Origin of the sequence: Flagellimonas olearia, assembly GCF_004150225.1 — a bacterium.
In the GTDB taxonomy this organism is placed as follows: Bacteria; Bacteroidota; Bacteroidia; order Flavobacteriales; family Flavobacteriaceae; genus Flagellimonas; species Flagellimonas olearia.
Genome location: NZ_ML142907.1, coordinates 687,683 through 703,894, shown reverse-complemented (window position 1 = coordinate 703,894; position 16,212 = coordinate 687,683). Strand labels below are relative to the sequence as shown.

Below are 16,212 nucleotides of genomic sequence, written 5' to 3'. Positions count from 1 at the left end.
ACAAATTTACGACAAATAGGTGTTATTTGGTGAACCGATGTAGGGTAAAGGTCATGGCCGCCAACAGGAAAAATGCTCCGATTTGGTGCGCAATGCCCAACCACAGGGGAACCGCATATATTAGCGTAAGTACTCCCAGAACAAATTGTAAACCGACCAAGGCCAGTAACAATTTCAATCCTTTTTCCTGAAGGGGTGTACGTTCCACTTTTCGGGTTTTATGCCAGATAAGTGCTATAAATCCAACCACAATATAAGCCAAGTAGCGGTGCACAAATTGTACACCACTCTTGCCTTCAAAAAAGTTCTTTATTACAGGCTGATGTTCTATGTAAACGGTCTCGTGCATTAATTTTCCCTCACTCATCATGGGCCAATGGTTGTGGATAAAACCGGCGTCCAATCCGGCCACAAAGGCACCCCAGATAATTTGGAGCAATAAGACCACATACCCAACACGGATGAGGTTTCGTATGTTGCGGTTGATTTCTTTTTTAGTGGGGTAGATCAGGTCCAAGGCCACCCAAAGACTGAACGCAAAGGTGAGGAAGGCCATGGTGAGGTGGGATGCCAACCTGAAATGGGACACATCGGGATGGTCCACCAACCCGCTTTTTACCATATACCAACCCAAAAAACCTTGAAATCCACCTAAAAACAAAAGGACCAAACATTTTTTAATGGTAGGCCGGTCCAGTTTTTTAGTGAACAAAAAGTAGAGGAAAGGTAAAATAAAGACAATGCCAATAAACCTTCCAATGAAGCGGTGCAACCACTCCCAAAAGTAAATATCCTTGAAATCTTCGATATCAAAATGGGAATTCAGCTTTTGGTACTCTGGGTACTGTTTGTATAGGTCAAACGCCTCCTGCCAGGCTTGCTCGTTCATGGGTGGAAGGGTGCCGTGGATCAATTTATAATCCGATATGGAAAGCCCGGAATGGGTAAGACGGGTAATTCCGCCTACCAATACCATCACAAAAATGAGCGCGCAGCCCGTCAACAACCAATACACAACAGCTTTGTTCGTTTTCATTCCGATTGGACTTTTAAGTTCAATTTTTTGCCTTTTTCCAGCATAAACTGGTAAGCGGCCTCATATTCATTGGGAATTTCACCTTCCAAAATGGCTTCCTTAATGGCCTCTTTGATGATGCCGATTTCCTTTGAGGGCTTTAAATTGAAGGTTTTCATGATCTCCTCGCCAGAAACCGGGGGCTGGAAATTGCGAACGTGGTCCCGTTCTTCCACTTCCACTATTTTTTGACGGACCAATTGGAAGTTGTTCTTGTACCTTCTTTGTTTCTTGGGATTTTTGGTGGTGATATCCGCCTCGCAGAGGGTCATGAGGTCGTCCACATGATCGCCGGCATCAAATACCAATCGTCGTACCGCAGAATCGGTAACATGGTCTTCGGCCAGGACAATGGGCCTAGAACTCATCAATACCATTTTCTGCACAAATTTCATTTTCTCGTTCAAGGGCATCCGTAACCGCTTGAAGAGTTTGTAAACCATTTTGGACCCCACAAATTCATGGGCATGGAAGGTCCATCCGATTTTTTTATGGAACTTTTTTGTGGGCGCCTTTCCAATGTCGTGCAGAAGTGCTGCCCATCGCAACCAAATGTTGTCCGTGGTTTCAGAAATATTGTCCACTACTTCCAACGTATGCCAAAAATTGTCCTTGTGCCGCTGCCCTTCAATCTCTTCTATGCCCTGTAAAGCCGTCAATTCAGGAAGTATAATGGACAAGAGTCCCGTTTTGTGCAGCAACGAAAGACCTACGGATGGCTTTTCACTGAGCAATATTTTATGAAGTTCGTCCACAATGCGTTCCCCGGAAACAATCTTGATGCGTTCCTGATTTTCAGAAATGGCTTGGAGCGATTTCAATTCTATGGTAAAATGGAGTTGGGAGGCAAACCGAATGGCCCGCATCATCCGCAAGGGATCATCGGAATAAGTGATGCCCGGCTCCAAAGGAGTTCGGATGATTTCCCTATCCAGATCGGCCAATCCGTCAAAAGGGTCCAGAAGTTGCCCAAAATTAGCTTTGTTCAGTGCCAAAGCCATGGCATTGATGGTGAAATCACGTCGATTTTGGTCATCTTCCAAAGTGCCATCTTCCACTATGGGTTTTCTGCTATCCCGGTGGTAACTTTCTTTCCTTGCGCCCACAAACTCCAGTTCCAAATCCTTATGTTTGATCATGGCCGTCCCAAAATTCTTGAAAACCGATATGTCCGGTCTTCCCTTTAATTTTTTGGCCACGGCTTTGGCAAGCTGAATTCCACTGCCCACGGCAACGATATCAATGTCCTTGGGTGTTTTTCGGTTCAAAAAGTAATCACGGACATATCCACCAATCACATAGGAATCCACACCCAATTCATCGGAAGCTTCTCCGATAAGCTGAAAAATAGGGTGTTGTATGGCCTCTTTATGGAATTCCTGCGTCATTTTATTCCCGGATTACCTTCACCTGCCCATCATTGCCTAATTTTATAATGGATGATGGGGAAGGATCTTTGTTTTCGTCCGGCAAATTTACCACATAGTCCACTCCTTTTAAAATTTCAGGGCCGATATCCTTGAACCGTTTTGGAGTGGGTTCTCCAGAGATATTGGCCGATGTGGATACAATGGGCTTTCTAAATTTGTTGATAAGGTACTGGCAAAACTTGTCTGAAGCCACCCGTATGGCCAAAGTATTGTCTTCGGCAACCAGGTTTTGGGCCACACCAATGGGTTCATCAAATACGATGGTAGTGGGTTTGGTAGCCAAATCCATAATGTCATAGGCCACTTCGGGCACCTCTTTTACATGGCGCTCCAACATGGCCTGATTGGCCACAAGGCAAATAAGGGCCTTACTGTCTTCCCTGTTTTTAAGGGCATATACTTTCTGGACGGCTTCAGGGTTGGTGGCGTCGCAACCAATGCCCCAAACGGTATCGGTGGGGTAAAGGATCAGTCCGCCTTGCTTCAGAACCTCGAAGCATTTTTGCAGCTCTTCATTAAAATCGGCACCCATTTATTTTTTGTATTTCAACTTTTCGCGCTGAACGCTTTCAATATCCAGAATGTCTTTTTGTTTGTAGGTCAGTGCTTTGTGGGTGGCCCTTAGGTCCCGGCACAGCTTTCTGAGCCCCATGGGTTCCAAAGAAGCGGCATGGTCGGTTCCTTTCCATGTTCGGTCTAGGGTAAAATGCCTTTCTATGACATGGGCGCCCAAGGTGTAGGCGGCAACATCTATGGCAATTCCCAAGTGGTGACCAGAAAATCCAATGCTCTTGACCTTGTCCCCATATTTTTCCTGAAGGGTCAGAATATCCAAGAGGCAGACGTCTTCAAAAGGGACCGGATAGCCCGAGGTGCAATTGTAGACGACCAAGTCTTTGCCTCTACCTCGCTCATCAAAAAAGTCCACAAGGATTTTAATCTCATCCTTGGTGGTCATTCCTGTTGAGATGTGGATTTCCCCATGGTAATTATCGCACAGCCATTCCAACATCTCAAAATTGTTGTTACAGGCTGAAGGGATTTTTATAAAGTCGGGATTCAATCCAGCAATTTCCTTGGCGGAGGTGGTTTCCCAAACCGAAGTGGAGTAAGTAATACCTACTTCTTCGCAATAGTCCTTCAATTCTTGGTGTTGGTCCACATCGAACTCCAAAAACTCCCGGTGCGCCCCATAGGTATTCCCGTAAGAGTTGATGGGATTGGGGTGGGGGGCATTGTACTGTGCCTCGGTGAGCAATTCTTTATTGTTCCGTTTTTGGAATTTTACCGCGTTGGCATTACCAAAAATTTTGGCCATATTGATCAACTCCTTGGCGATTTTCATGTCGCCTTTGTGGTTGCATCCGATTTCGGCAATAATATAGGGTTCTTTATAGGTCATTGAATCTTAGATTATAGTTGATGATAAATTCGCAAGCCTCGCGAATGGCACCTTGTGCAGATTTGTTCTTTAAGACCATATCCACATGGTACTTGATGTGCTTGGTAGCGTTTGAGGGGCAAAAAGACCAACCGGCCCTAAGGATGTTGCTCCAATCGTTTACATCGTCCCCAATATAGGCAATCTCCTTTGGAGAAATATTTCTTTCGGAACAAAGGTTTTCCAGAAAAGAGTATTTGTCCTTTACCCCCAAAAAGGTATCCGCTATTTTTAATTTTTTCATACGCTGACTCACTACTTGGGAATTTTCGGAGGTCATGACCATGACATTGACCCCATGCTCGCGCAACACTTCCAGCCCCATACCATCGCGCATGTCAAAGCGTTTGGAGAATTCCCCTTCTTTGTTGAAGGTGACACTGCCATCCGTGAAAACACCATCCACATCCAAAATGAAATGGTTGATGCGTTGTGCAGATTTGTTGGATTTGAAATGGGAAATCAGCAATTGTTCAATAATCTGAAAGTCGGTTTCGGAATCAATCTCCACCAAGGTTTCCTCATGCATTTCAATAAGGCCAATGGAACCACTCAACCTGTTTTTGGACTCCAGAAGTGCTTCTTTATTGGTGCAGTAGACCGCCCCATTTTCAATAAGAAGTCCATCAAAATCCTGTCGTCTTGGTCTTGCTTTGAAATCGTAGTTCAACGGTTTGCCGTCTTTGGACCAAGTAAAGCGGTGCGTATTTACCACGCTGAGGACGGCATCAAAACCTTCATCGTCCAATTTGGCCAAGGCAGCGTTGATGTCCTTTCTTTTGGTGAGGGGAGATGTAGCTTGCAACAGGCAAAACACATCAAAATCAATCTGCGCGGACTCACAAAATTCCAACATGGCCGCTTCGGTGGAAGCCGTATCCGAGGCATTTTCATCGGAGCGTTTCAAGGGTTTTACCTTGGGTGCCCATTTAAAATGCTGGGAGATGTAATCGATGATGTCATTGTCATCGGTAAAGACATAGACCTCGTCAAGGTTTGAGAAGATGGCTTCTGTCAACACCCAGGTGAACAAGGGTCTGCCCAGCAATTTCTTTTTGTTCTTGCCAGGGATGCCCTTTGAGTTTTTTCGTAGTGGTATGAATCCGATGCTTTTTTTTGACATAACTGAATGTTATGGATGAACGTCCATGTTCTTTATCAGGTTCTTGGTTGCTTTAACGGTAAATTTATCCAAATAATCCTTGCCCAGAAAAAATCTGTGCTTAACAATTTCCAAATTGGAAAGTGCGGTGGAAAATAGGGTATAGCCCTGCTCAAAGAAAAAACCTTCACGTAGCCCTAATATTTCTATTGGGAAAAGCGCTGGTAACACGGTAATGTCCTTAAAATGGTTTTCGTATTGGGTGGTCTCCCTTGGATGGGTTTTCAAAATGATATTCATGTCCGAAGGTACCTTGGAAATCACATCCCGGTAGATGGCTATTTTTTCGGCCTCGCTCTTTATGACCTTGTCCTCGGATATGGGTTGGGTCAGGATAAGGGCGTTGTTGTCCCCTTTGATGGCAAAGGCATTTTCAGGAAGAAAAATGGAGAAAATTTCCTGTTTGGTTTTTTCATCCAGCTTGGCCACCTCTTTTTTAATGTTCAGCTCAACAGCCTTTTTGGGGAGTGGACGGGGCAATTTTTCAGGGAATTGGGCAAAAATGGTCTTTATCTCTTTATCAAAACCCCCACCAATGGGTGTCTTGGTGAGGTAGGCCTTTATGAATTGTTCAAAGCCGCTGTGCCTTTGGCTATAGGTTCGCGCACCATCCTCTATCATATTGAGGTCCTTTTTGCCAAACTCGTAGAGAAAATAGCTTTTGGACGAATCGGTGTCGCATAGATAGATATCGGAATTTTGGATAAAGGGTTTTTCCTTGGCAAGAACAGGGTGTTTGGACTCCAGATAAGGAATGAGTTTTTGTTTCCTTCGAAATGAATAATTGAATTTCCCAAGGTCGGAAACATGGTCTTTCCGTTCCGATATAATGTGGACGTCCCTAAAAAAATGCTTTTTTAGGTTGGGGATAAGGGTTTCGATCATGGGGGTACTCTCCACTAAAAAAAGCAAGTTTTCCCCTAGGTTTTCCGTTTCGTATCTCGAATCTTTTAGGATATGCAGGAGTGCAAGATAAATGTGATATATGGTGGATCCCACATAGGTTCTGGACATACGGGTCAGATTAATAGACGGAATTTATTGGAGATGAATGGCAAAAAACTACTTTTGTAAAATTACTCAAAAGTAAACAATATTCAGTGATTCAGGTAAGCGTCATAGTTAGTACCTACAACAACCCGGAATGGTTGAAAAAAGTCCTATGGGGTTTCAATTGCCAAACATACAAGGGTTTTGAGCTTATTGTGGCCGATGATGGTTCGGGGCCGGAGACGAAACAGATGGTAGAGGAAATGCGGGAACAGGTCTTCTACGACATTAAGCATGTTTGGCAAGAAGATGATGGATTCCAGAAATGCCGAATCCTGAACAAGGCCATTGATGTGTGCGATGCCGAGTACATTATCATGACTGATGGAGATTGTATCCCCAGGGAAGATTTTGTCCAGGTGCATTATATTAACAAAGAGCAAGGTTATTTTATTTCTGGGGGGTATTATATGCTACCCATGAATATTTCAAAGGCCATTACCTTGGAAGATATTGAAAAACAGAACTGTTTCAATATCCAATGGTTGAAGGAAAAGGGTATCCCCAAGACCTTTAAGAACAACAAATTGACTGCAAGTGGGTTTATTTCAAAGCTTTTGAATACAATTACACCGACCAATGCCAGTTGGAACGGTCATAATTCTTCAGCATGGAAAAAGGATATCCTTAATGTGAACGGTTTTGATGAACGGATGCAATATGGAGGTGAGGACAGGGAATTGGGAGAGCGTCTGTTCAATTTTGGAATTAGGTCAAAACAGCTTAGATATAGTGCGGTCTGCGTTCATTTGGACCATAAGAGGGGGTACAAAACCCCAGAAGCGATTGCTAAAAATCAATTGATTCGTAAAGAGACAAAGTCCAAAAAGGCAGTTTGGACGTACTATGGCATCACCAAATAGTAGGCCAATTCGTTTTTCTTTTCCAGTCGCTTAAGCTCACGGAACCTTTCCAATACCCCAAGGGCGTTTAGGTAACAGATTTTGATGCCTTTTTTGCCATCCAAGAAACCAAATCGAATAATGTAGTGGTTGAAGAATTTCCAAAGGGGCTTCACGGTCATGAGCACATAGTTAAAATGCTTTTCCTTGTAAAAGTCCTCTTTGGCCTTTAACTGTCCGTACTTAAGCATTTTGCCTTTATAATCTTCGTAATCTTTATAGCAATAATGGGTAAGTTTCTCTTTTAAGATACCGGAACAACCGTCCACTTCCAGCGTTTCATGCACCAATTTTTTGTCGGTGAAACGCACTTTACTTTTCCTGAAGAGTCTATGGTTCTTGTCTGTTTGCCATCCACTGAAATTAAGAGGTGTGTTTTGGAACATGAACTTGCGATAAAACCAATAGGCTTCGCAAGCTTCAGGGTCATTTATGGTGGCAGTAATTTCGTTTTGTAATTTTTGGGTCACCACCTCGTCAGCATCCAAAAATAGGACCCAATCATTTTTTGCCTGTTTTAGGGTAAATGATTTTTGGGCGGTAAAATTCTCAAAAGGGTTTTGTATGACCTTTACTTTGGGATGCGCCAGTAAATGCTCGTAGGTGCCATCGGTGCTGTACGAGTCAACAACGATAATTTCATCAGCAAATGAAACGGAATCGATACATTTTTCAATGTAACCCATTTCATTGTAGGTAATGATCAACGCTGATATTTTTTGCTTTGGGGTACTCAATTCGGGCATTTTCAATGGCATACGGTTTAGTAAATACAAAACTATAACAAAAAAACAGGCATAAAATTGTTCAGCCGTTTATTTTTCTTACAACAATTGAACATCAGAATCCCCTACTTTTTGATTGATTTTATAGTTGTATTATATACAATAGAGTATGAAAACCCGAATGGGTTGCTTCTTTTTTTTTTTTTTTAAAGCTAAAGAAAACAACCCAATGGAGTTTTTTTGGGAATGGCAGTCGCGATTGCCCGTTAAGGTTGTTATACAGCTACATCATGCTCACGTAACGCATTGTTCAGTGAGGTCTTTTTGTCCGTACTTTCCTTTCGTTTTCCAATGATCAGGGCACAAGGCACTTGGTATTCCCCTGCAGGAAATTGCTTGGTATAACTTCCTGGAATGACCACGGATCTTGCTGGGACCCTTCCTTTAAGTTCCACAGGCTCATTTCCGGTAACATCAATGATTTTGGTGGAGGCGGTCAAGACCACATTGGCTCCGAGAACGGCTTCTTTTTCAACCCGGACCCCTTCAACAACAATGCACCGGGAACCTATAAAGGCATTATCCTCAATAATTACGGGAGCGGCTTGTAAGGGTTCCAATACCCCGCCAATACCTACGCCACCACTTAAGTGGACGTTCTTTCCAATTTGGGCACAACTACCCACTGTGGCCCATGTGTCTACCATCGTACCTTCATCCACATAAGCACCTATGTTAACGTAGCTGGGCATAAGAATGGTTCCTTTGGAGATATAGGCGCCGTGTCTGGCCACTGCATGGGGAACCACACGGACTCCCTTTTCCTGATATCCTTTCTTTAATGGAATCTTGTCATGGTATTCAAAAATGCCAGCTTCGAGCACCTCCATTTTTTGGATGGGGAAATAAAGGACCACTGCTTTTTTTACCCATTCATTGATTTGCCAACCATCTTCTGTGGGTTCCGCACATCGCAGTTCTCCCAAATCAATCAGGTTGATCACCTTGCGGATGGCATTCTGGGTTTTTTCCTCAGACAACAATTCCCTATTGTCCCATGCTTTTTCAATAAGTGCCCTTAAATCTGTCATTTTTTCTTAAAATTTTGACAAAGATAACCCCCTCCCGAGAATATTAAGGCCTATTTTAAGGGCATAACATTTTTAGGGTTATTTTTGCCAAAAAAATTGATTTGGCAAGAATCGTGGCGTTGGATTATGGGAAAGTAAGAACGGGGGTTGCGGTTACGGATGAGCTGCAATTGATAGCCTCGGGTCTTACCACAGTCCAGACCAAGGACTTGATTTCGTTCCTTATCGATTACGTGGGAACCGAGTCGGTGGAACGGTTTGTGGTGGGATTGCCCAAGCAAATGGATAATACCCCTTCTGAATCGGAAGGGTTGATTCAAGCCTTTTTGCAAAAACTCACGGCCCAGTTTCCAGATATTCCTGTGGAACGCCAAGATGAACGATTTACTTCCAAAATGGCATTTCAATCCATGCTGGACAGTGGAATGAAAAAGAAAAAACGTCAGGACAAGGGCCTGGTTGATGAAATAAGTGCCACGCTAATATTGCAGGCATACCTTAACAGAAACTGATTTATGATTTTACCCATAGTAGCATACGGTGACCCCGTTTTGCGTAAGGTCGCAACCGATATTACAAAAGACTACCCCAAATTGGACACGTTGATCCCCAATATGTGGGAGACCATGTACAATGCCCATGGTGTTGGGTTGGCCGCGCCACAGGTGGGATTGCCCATCCGCTTGTTCATGGTGGATACCTCCCCTTTTTCAGATGATGAAGATCTCAGCAAAGAAGAACAGGAGCAATTGAAAGGTTTCAAAAAAGTGTTCATCAATGCCAAAATTGAAGAAGAAAGCGGAACCGAATGGGATTTTAATGAAGGTTGTTTGAGCATTCCTGATATTCGGGAGGATGTAAAGCGCAAACCTGAGGTGACCATTAGCTATTTGGATGAAAACTTTGAACCTCATAAGGAAACCTACAATGGTCTGTTAGCCCGGGTCATCCAGCATGAATATGATCATATAGAGGGAGTTTTGTTCACGGATAAGCTATCATCCCTTAAAAAGCGTCTTTTGAAAAACCGATTGGATAAAATTTCCAAGGGAAAGATCAGTGTGGACTACAAGATGCGATTTCCCAATATCAAAAAAGCACGTTAAAAAAATCGGCGTTCGCGATAAAAACATATTTTTGCGCGCATAAATTTATTTTGAATGGCATTGGACAAGATTTTATCGATAGGTGGTAAACCAGGACTTTACAAATTATTGACCCAGACCAGAAGTGGTTTTGTGGGTGAATCCCTTTTGGACGGCAAGCGTATTACCGTTGGAATGCGGAGCAATGTGAGTGTCTTGTCGGAAATTGCCATCTACACCTTGGAGGAAGAAATGCCATTACGGGAAGTCTTTCAGAAGATCAAGGAGAAAGAAGGAGGGGAAAAGACCTCCGTTAGCCATAAGGCGGACAAAATAGATTTGGAGGAATATTTTTTCAGTGTACTGCCCAACTATGATGAAGATAGGGTGTATGCCAGTGATATCAAGAAAATTATCCAGTGGTACAACCTTCTTACCGATAACAACATCACGGATTTTGTGGAAGAAAAAACTGAAGGCGAAGGGGAAGAATCCGCCGTCGCCTCCAGTGAAGAAGAATAATTACTCCTCTTTCCAATCCACCAGTTTGGTGGGATAGTAAGCTACTTGTTTTTTATTGAGGTACGCTACCTGCTGCGCCAAGCGCTGTCTGTAGTCCTCCCAGTTGCAGTGCTCTGCAGGGGACCAGCCCAATTCGGCATATCCAATGGCGCGTGGAAAGGCCAAGTACTCCATTTCGGCACTATTGCTTATGGTCTCGGACCATAGTGGGGCTTCAATACCCAAAATGCTTTCTCTGGGCAACCCTTCAATGTAAGTTTCGGGATTCCAGTTGTAAGCTTCATCAACAGGAATATACGCGGCCCAGTGCAATCCAAATTTGGAAAGTGAATCATACTGCATGTCCAGATAGGCTTTTTCGGCTGGGGAAAGAATAATTTTGGAACCATCTTGTGCGGCCTTGGTGGCATATTTTGCCTCGTTCCAAAGTTGGAGCACGCTGGAAGAGCTGATGTCGGCTTGGGCCACTTCGTTCCATCCCACCATTTTTTTACCGTGTTTTTGGATGATTTTCTCCACCTTTTCCACGAACAGGATGTAATCACTTTTCTTGGTAACGTGGCTTTCATCGCCTCCCATGTGGAAGTATGGGCCAGGGGTCAGTTCAACAATCTCACCGATTACATCATCCAGAAAACTGTATACGGTATCTTTTTGGGCATCAAAGGTGCTGAAGCCCACTTGGGTACCAGTGTAGGTTTTGACAGGTTTTCCATTTCCATTAAGGAATGGATAGCTTACTGAAGCGGCATTGGTGTGTCCCGGCATGTCCACTTCAGGGACTATGGTGATGTGTCTATCTGCAGCATAGGCCACAAGCTCCTTGTACTCTTCTTGGGTGTAAAAACCACCTTTACCGCCACCCACTTCAAATTCACCACCAACTTCGGTCAATTTGGGCCAGGATTTGATCTCCAAACGCCATCCTTGGTCATCGGTCAGGTGCAAATGCAGGGTGTTGTACTTGTAATACGCCAAGATATCGAGGTATTTCTTTACTTCATCCAAAGTGAAGAAGTGTCTGGCCACATCCAACATGGCACCTCGGTATTCAAACTTTGGACTATCCACAATTTGTCCCGAAGGGATAGGCCAAAGGGCATGGTCCGTCAAGGTATCGTTGCTTTTTTCAGGAATGAGCTGTCGCAAGGTCTGTATTCCCCTAAAAGCTCCCGCAGCGGTCTTGGCATTCAATAGGATGGAATCTTTTTTAATGTCCAATTGATAGGACTCTTCTGTTTCCAAGCTGGCATCATCGGCCAAATTGATGTAGATGAACCGTTCCACGGATTTTGAGTCGTCCGTTGCATTCACGGCAAGATCCAACCCAGTGGACCATTTGATTTTTTCGGAAAGAAATTGCCCAACCTTTTCAAGCTTCGGGTCGGTCGTGGAAGTGTAAATGGCCGTGTTTTGGTCCAATCCGAAGGCGCTGTGCGTGGCCACGGTCTTTACAGGTTTGGGAATCAATGGGGCTGCTCCCAAATCGGTCTTTGGAAAATTGATTTCCGGCTTTGCTGGCTGACAGGCAACCAAGGCAACCAAAGCCAAAAGAACTACTGAAATTCTGGAGATCATAATTAATTAAGGTTTGTATTAAGGTTGATATAATCTTTGAGGGTTTGCTGCCAAATGTCGTAACCCTTTTTGTTCATGTGCAATCCATCTTCAATGAAGATGTCATCCATTACTTTTCTGTTGTTGAGCATGGGTGTCCATACATCCACAAATTCAACACCATCGGTCTTTGCGGCCAATCTGCTGAGTTTTCTGTTCAAACGTTTGTACTTGCGTCTCAAATGCCACCGGGATAGGCTGGGTTTGGCGGAAATGAGTACAATCTCCATTTGTGGCCTCTGCTGTTGTAGGGTATGCAGGATTTCTTCGGACAGCTTTAGAATGGCCCTTGGCCTTTTTTTGGCACTGATATCGTTGTCTCCTTCATAGATGAACACCTTTACAGGGTCATAATCCAATATTAACTCATCCAAAAAGTGTTGAAGGTCGGAAAATTGCGAACCTCCAAAACCATTGTTTAGGATCTGGTATTCCGGAAACCGTTGTTGTACATCTTTCCACATGCGAACACTGGAGCTCCCTGTGAAGACCAAGGTGGGTTTTGTGGCATCCCAAATGGAATCATTGTTTTTCTGGATGGTTTCCACTTCTTTTTGATAGCGTTGGATGTCTTGGGCATGCAGTAAAAAAGGGAGTAATAATAATGGTAGGAGTAATTTATTCATAAGGGTGATTTAATTGGTACTGATAAGATTTTGGGCAAGGCTCCATTCGTAAAACCGTTCGATCCAAGTATCGGAGGGAAGTCCTTGTTTCCGCATCCCAAAACCGTGGCCTCCTTTACTGTACATATGCATCCCTACAGGCTTGCCGGCCTCCAGCCATGAAGAGTAGAGGGCAATGCTGCCCGGGGCCAAGCCCAAGGGGTCGTCCGAGGCACAGATAAGGAACATAGGAGGGGAATCGGCCTTGGGTTCCTGGACCGGCATCACATAGGACCAATAGTAGATTGGGACCAAGAAATCGGGTCTACTTTCTTCAGTATAGTTATAGCCTACCCCAACGGTGACCGCTCCACCAGCAGAAAATCCCATAAAACCAATTTTGTCGGGTTTGATTCCATATAATTCAGCATTTTTTCGGACATGGGCCACAGCATTTAGGCCATCTTGGATGGAATAGGGGAGCACTTTTCCAGCTTCAACCCCTATCTTATCTGGATCATTGGCCGAAAGCTCTTCAATTTCGGCAACACCGTCCTCGCCTGTGGGGACCAATCTATACTTTAAGACAAAAGCAGTAATACCTTTTTCGTTGAGCCATTGGGCCACTTGGCTACCTTCGGTGGTAGTGCTCAAGGCATACAATCCACCTCCGGGAGCCACGATTACCGCTGTTCCGGTATTTGTTTCTTCCTTGGGGCGGAATACCTGCATGGTAGGTTCCGAGACATTGGTAGTGACTTGTGCTTGCCAAATTTCAGAGTAGTATTCCGTTTCTGGGGAGGTCCATTCAACGGGAGGATTGCCATCTTTGGGTAGTTTGATGATTTCTTGTGCCGATATGGTTACGCTTAGGAAACACATCCCTACCCATAACAATGATTTCATGCTTGCCATTTTTTCAAAAATACGATTTTCAGCATAGCACCCCCTTAGGTTTTTGTTGTCTATTTTAATAAATGTTGAAAAAATGGGTAAACTCTTTATAAATATGGAATAAATTTCACCTCCGCCTTTTCAAGGTCTTTGTATTTTTGGACAAAACCAGAGGAATGAACCCAAGAGCTGAACAATTGGCGGCGTTTGACCGACTTCTTACCATAATGGATGAGTTACGGGAGCAATGTCCGTGGGATAAAAAGCAGACCATGGAATCCCTACGACATCTTACCATAGAGGAAACCTACGAGTTGGGCGATGCCATTTTGGACAATGACTTGGAAGAAGTCAAAAAAGAATTGGGGGATTTGTTGCTGCACATTGTATTTTATGCCAAAATTGGTTCGGAGACCCAAGATTTTGATATGGCCGATGTGGCTCATGGCATCTGCGAAAAATTAATCAACCGCCATCCGCATATTTATGGCGATGTTAAGGTGGAAAACGAAGAAGAGGTAAAGCAGAACTGGGAGAACATCAAACTCAAGGAAGGAAAAAAAAGTGTGCTTGAAGGGGTCCCCAACAGCCTTCCGGCTTTGGTCAAGGCCAATAGGATTCAAGAAAAAGTGGCCGGGGTAGGATTCGATTGGGAACATCCGGAACAGGTATTTGAAAAATTACAGGAGGAACTGGGTGAACTGCAGGAGGAAATCAAATCCAATAATGCCGACCAAATGGAATCCGAATTTGGGGATGTATTCTTTTCCATGGTCAATTATGCCCGTTTTTTGGGAGTGAATCCGGAAAATGCCCTGGAACGGACCAATAAAAAATTTATAGATCGCTTCCAGTATTTGGAGGGAAAGGCCAAAGAGCTCGGAAAGACCTTAAGGGAAATGACCTTGGCCGAAATGGATGTGTATTGGGAAGAAGCCAAGAAAATGCAAAAAGTTCAATAAGTATGATACAATTCAACCGAGTACAAAATCTGTCAATGCTACTTCTTTTGGTGGCAATGGCATGGAGCTGCAAGACCAAGGAAGAACCCAAAACGGACGAAAAGCCCAATATTCTCTTTATTCTTTCCGATGACCATACCTCACAAGCTTGGGGGATTTATGGTGGAATCTTGGAAGATTATGTACAGAACAACAATATTGAACGGTTGGCCAAGGAAGGTGCGGTGCTCAACAACGCCTTTTGTACCAACTCCATCTGCAGCCCAAGCCGGGCCACCATTCTCACAGGACAGTATAGTAACCTGAATCAAGTGTACACCTTAAGGGAACCGCTTCCCGTGGGTCACCCCAATGTGGCAAAAACCTTTGGTGAGGCTGGGTATCAAACCGCGGTGATAGGGAAATGGCACTTGTACAGACAGCCCGAAGGCTTTGACCATTTTGAGGTTTTGCCGGGACAGGGAGTTTATGTGAATCCTATTTTAAAGACCAAGGAAAATTGGGTGGATGGTTCTGATGGAACCCAAGGCAAACAATACGAAGGCTTTTCCACCGATGTCATCACCGACCTGACCATTGAACACCTCAAAAACCGGGATACCGAGAAACCCTTTTTGATGTTCACTCATTTTAAGGCCACACATGAGCCTTTTGATTATCCGGAACGATTTGCGGATTTATATGTGGATCAAGAAATTCCGGAACCGGAGTCCCTATTGGATTTTGGTCCAGAAACCACGGGAAGGACATTCAATGGACAAATTTTGGAGCGCTTGGCCGATCGTTGGCAGGCTGCAACCGAAAGGCCGGAAGAATTCTGGACCTACTATCCGGGGTTGCCTTATCCGTTGGATGGTTTGGACAGTGTTCAGAAGCGCAAGAAAATTTACCAAAAATTGGTCAAGGATTTTATGCGTAGCGGTGCTGCCATTGATGACAACATAGGGAGGCTGCTCGATTTTTTGGAGGAAGAAGGTTTGGCTGATAATACCGTGGTCGTATATACGGCCGATCAAGGCTATTTTTTGGGCGAACATGGCTTTTTTGATAAAAGGTTGATCTACGAGGAATCCCTAAGAATGCCTTTTGTAATCCGTTATCCCAAAGAAATCAAAGGAGGGCAGCGTATAGATGATATTATCCTGAACATTGATTTCCCAGCTCTTTTGGCCGATTATGCCGGAATAGAAAAGCCATCTTACATGCAGGGGAGAAGTTTTCGGGAAATCTTGAACGGTAACACACCGGCCGATTGGAGAAAGCAAATGTACTACCGGTACTGGTTGCACGAGCCGAAAAGACCGGCCCATTTTGGGGTAAGGAACCATCAGTACAAGCTTGCTTTTTTCTATGGACAGGGACTGGGCATGAGTGGAGCATCTTCCGAACCTACGGAGCCCCAATGGGAGTTTTATGATTTGGAAAATGACCCCAAAGAACTCCACAACGCGTATGGGGACCCCAAGTATGCCGATATCATATCGGAAATGAAAAAAGCCATAGTGGAGGAACGCCAAAAGTATGGAGATACCGATGAGAATTTCCCAGAGATGCAGTCCATTTTGGAAGAGGCGTTTTAAAGATTTTTTCTAGAGATTTATCATTTTTTTAATTCGGTCAACCGTGCCGAAGGTTCTATATTTGTCGGTTC

General features: G+C 44.1%; 17 protein-coding genes. 6 read left to right on the top strand and 11 right to left on the bottom strand.

The annotated features are described in order from the left end of the window. Window positions 1-22: 22 nt before the first annotated feature. The 6 genes from DN53_RS03185 to DN53_RS03160 are packed head-to-tail and all read right to left on the bottom strand — an operon-like array spanning window position 23 to window position 6,122. Window positions 23-1,036, bottom strand: coding sequence for a COX15/CtaA family protein (locus DN53_RS03185; RefSeq protein ID WP_129652958.1), 1,014 nt, complete (start codon window positions 1,034-1,036; stop codon window positions 23-25). Further along, a complete protein-coding gene (locus DN53_RS03180; protein ID WP_129652957.1) occupies window positions 1,033-2,463 on the bottom strand; it encodes a CCA tRNA nucleotidyltransferase in 1,431 nt (476 codons plus the stop codon). Before DN53_RS03180 ends, DN53_RS03185 begins: the two co-directional genes overlap by 4 nt. A gap of 1 nt (window position 2,464) precedes the next feature. Continuing rightward, window positions 2,465-3,037 carry an L-threonylcarbamoyladenylate synthase gene (locus DN53_RS03175; RefSeq protein ID WP_129652956.1) on the bottom strand — a complete coding sequence of 191 codons (573 nt, stop codon included), beginning with the start codon at window positions 3,035-3,037 and terminating at the stop codon, window positions 2,465-2,467. Next, window positions 3,038-3,907, bottom strand: coding sequence for an N-acetylneuraminate synthase family protein (locus tag DN53_RS03170; RefSeq protein ID WP_129652955.1), 870 nt, complete (start codon window positions 3,905-3,907; stop codon window positions 3,038-3,040). Then, window positions 3,897-5,069, bottom strand: a complete 1,173-nt coding sequence (locus tag DN53_RS03165; protein ID WP_129652954.1) for an acylneuraminate cytidylyltransferase — start codon at window positions 5,067-5,069, stop codon at window positions 3,897-3,899. Before DN53_RS03165 ends, DN53_RS03170 begins: the two co-directional genes overlap by 11 nt. A gap of 9 nt (window positions 5,070-5,078) precedes the next feature. Beyond that, complete coding sequence (locus tag DN53_RS03160) at window positions 5,079-6,122, bottom strand: glycosyltransferase family 52 (protein WP_129652953.1); 1,044 nt, start codon at window positions 6,120-6,122, stop codon at window positions 5,079-5,081. A gap of 86 nt (window positions 6,123-6,208) precedes the next feature. Here DN53_RS03160 and DN53_RS03155 point away from each other — a divergent pair, with 86 nt between their 5' ends. Then, a complete protein-coding gene (locus DN53_RS03155; RefSeq protein WP_129652952.1) occupies window positions 6,209-7,021 on the top strand; it encodes a glycosyltransferase family 2 protein in 813 nt (270 codons plus the stop codon). Here DN53_RS03155 and DN53_RS03150 read toward each other — a convergent pair. After that, window positions 7,003-7,806 carry a glycosyltransferase family 2 protein gene (locus tag DN53_RS03150; protein WP_129653344.1) on the bottom strand — a complete coding sequence of 268 codons (804 nt, stop codon included), beginning with the start codon at window positions 7,804-7,806 and terminating at the stop codon, window positions 7,003-7,005. The genes DN53_RS03155 and DN53_RS03150 overlap by 19 nt on opposite strands. Before the next feature lie 254 nt (window positions 7,807-8,060). Continuing rightward, a complete protein-coding gene (locus DN53_RS03145) occupies window positions 8,061-8,876 on the bottom strand; it encodes a 2,3,4,5-tetrahydropyridine-2,6-dicarboxylate N-succinyltransferase (RefSeq protein ID WP_129652951.1) in 816 nt (271 codons plus the stop codon). Between the two features lie 101 nt (window positions 8,877-8,977). On the opposite strand from DN53_RS03145, the gene ruvX reads away from it, so the two are divergent. Genes ruvX through DN53_RS03130 form a run of 3 tightly spaced genes read left to right on the top strand, consistent with a single transcriptional unit; the run spans window position 8,978 to window position 10,483 of the window. Further along, window positions 8,978-9,388: a Holliday junction resolvase RuvX gene (gene ruvX / locus DN53_RS03140; RefSeq protein ID WP_129652950.1), complete on the top strand. Its 411-nt coding sequence runs from the start codon at window positions 8,978-8,980 to the stop codon at window positions 9,386-9,388. 3 nt (window positions 9,389-9,391) lie between these two features. After that, the gene (def, locus tag DN53_RS03135; protein WP_129652949.1) at window positions 9,392-9,982 is read left to right on the top strand and encodes a peptide deformylase; all 591 of its coding nucleotides are present in this window, start codon (window positions 9,392-9,394) and stop codon (window positions 9,980-9,982) included. 54 nt (window positions 9,983-10,036) lie between these two features. Continuing rightward, window positions 10,037-10,483, top strand: coding sequence for a DUF5606 family protein (locus tag DN53_RS03130; RefSeq protein ID WP_116218234.1), 447 nt, complete (start codon window positions 10,037-10,039; stop codon window positions 10,481-10,483). On the opposite strand, the gene DN53_RS03125 is transcribed toward DN53_RS03130, so the two are convergent. From DN53_RS03125 to DN53_RS03115, 3 genes are read right to left on the bottom strand one after another with little or no spacing between them, the layout of a single operon-like run. Next, window positions 10,484-12,061: a family 20 glycosylhydrolase gene (locus DN53_RS03125; protein WP_129652948.1), complete on the bottom strand. Its 1,578-nt coding sequence runs from the start codon at window positions 12,059-12,061 to the stop codon at window positions 10,484-10,486. Window positions 12,062-12,063: 2 nt separating this feature from the next. Then, on the bottom strand, window positions 12,064-12,726 hold the full coding sequence (locus DN53_RS03120) for a GDSL-type esterase/lipase family protein (protein WP_129652947.1): 663 nt from the start codon (window positions 12,724-12,726) through the stop codon (window positions 12,064-12,066). A 9-nt stretch (window positions 12,727-12,735) separates the two neighbouring features. Then, on the bottom strand, window positions 12,736-13,611 hold the full coding sequence (locus DN53_RS03115) for an alpha/beta hydrolase (protein WP_129652946.1): 876 nt from the start codon (window positions 13,609-13,611) through the stop codon (window positions 12,736-12,738). 164 nt (window positions 13,612-13,775) lie between these two features. On the opposite strand from DN53_RS03115, the gene mazG reads away from it, so the two are divergent. Both mazG and DN53_RS03105 read left to right on the top strand, forming a co-directional pair. Beyond that, a complete protein-coding gene (gene mazG, locus DN53_RS03110) occupies window positions 13,776-14,561 on the top strand; it encodes a nucleoside triphosphate pyrophosphohydrolase (protein ID WP_129652945.1) in 786 nt (261 codons plus the stop codon). Between the two features lie 35 nt (window positions 14,562-14,596). Further along, window positions 14,597-16,141: a sulfatase family protein gene (locus tag DN53_RS03105; RefSeq protein ID WP_207211065.1), complete on the top strand. Its 1,545-nt coding sequence runs from the start codon at window positions 14,597-14,599 to the stop codon at window positions 16,139-16,141. Window positions 16,142-16,212: the final 71 nt, after the last annotated feature.

Excerpts from the sequence above, each read along its gene's own strand:
- DN53_RS03185 (WP_129652958.1), bottom strand. The coding sequence starts at position 1,036 with ATGAAAACGAACAAAGCTGTTGTGTATTGGTTGTTGACGGGCTGCGCG.
- DN53_RS03180 (WP_129652957.1), bottom strand. The coding sequence starts at position 2,463 with ATGACGCAGGAATTCCATAAAGAGGCCATACAACACCCTATTTTTCAG.
- DN53_RS03175 (WP_129652956.1), bottom strand. The coding sequence starts at position 3,037 with ATGGGTGCCGATTTTAATGAAGAGCTGCAAAAATGCTTCGAGGTTCTG.
- DN53_RS03170 (WP_129652955.1), bottom strand. The coding sequence starts at position 3,907 with ATGACCTATAAAGAACCCTATATTATTGCCGAAATCGGATGCAACCAC.
- DN53_RS03165 (WP_129652954.1), bottom strand. The coding sequence starts at position 5,069 with ATGTCAAAAAAAAGCATCGGATTCATACCACTACGAAAAAACTCAAAG.
- DN53_RS03160 (WP_129652953.1), bottom strand. The coding sequence starts at position 6,122 with ATGTCCAGAACCTATGTGGGATCCACCATATATCACATTTATCTTGCA.
- DN53_RS03150 (WP_129653344.1), bottom strand. The coding sequence starts at position 7,806 with ATGCCCGAATTGAGTACCCCAAAGCAAAAAATATCAGCGTTGATCATT.
- DN53_RS03145 (WP_129652951.1), bottom strand. The coding sequence starts at position 8,876 with ATGACAGATTTAAGGGCACTTATTGAAAAAGCATGGGACAATAGGGAA.
- def (WP_129652949.1), top strand. The coding sequence starts at position 9,392 with ATGATTTTACCCATAGTAGCATACGGTGACCCCGTTTTGCGTAAGGTC.
- DN53_RS03130 (WP_116218234.1), top strand. The coding sequence starts at position 10,037 with ATGGCATTGGACAAGATTTTATCGATAGGTGGTAAACCAGGACTTTAC.
- DN53_RS03125 (WP_129652948.1), bottom strand. The coding sequence starts at position 12,061 with ATGATCTCCAGAATTTCAGTAGTTCTTTTGGCTTTGGTTGCCTTGGTT.
- DN53_RS03120 (WP_129652947.1), bottom strand. The coding sequence starts at position 12,726 with ATGAATAAATTACTCCTACCATTATTATTACTCCCTTTTTTACTGCAT.
- DN53_RS03115 (WP_129652946.1), bottom strand. The coding sequence starts at position 13,611 with ATGAAATCATTGTTATGGGTAGGGATGTGTTTCCTAAGCGTAACCATA.
- mazG (WP_129652945.1), top strand. The coding sequence starts at position 13,776 with ATGAACCCAAGAGCTGAACAATTGGCGGCGTTTGACCGACTTCTTACC.
- DN53_RS03105 (WP_207211065.1), top strand. The coding sequence starts at position 14,597 with ATGCTACTTCTTTTGGTGGCAATGGCATGGAGCTGCAAGACCAAGGAA.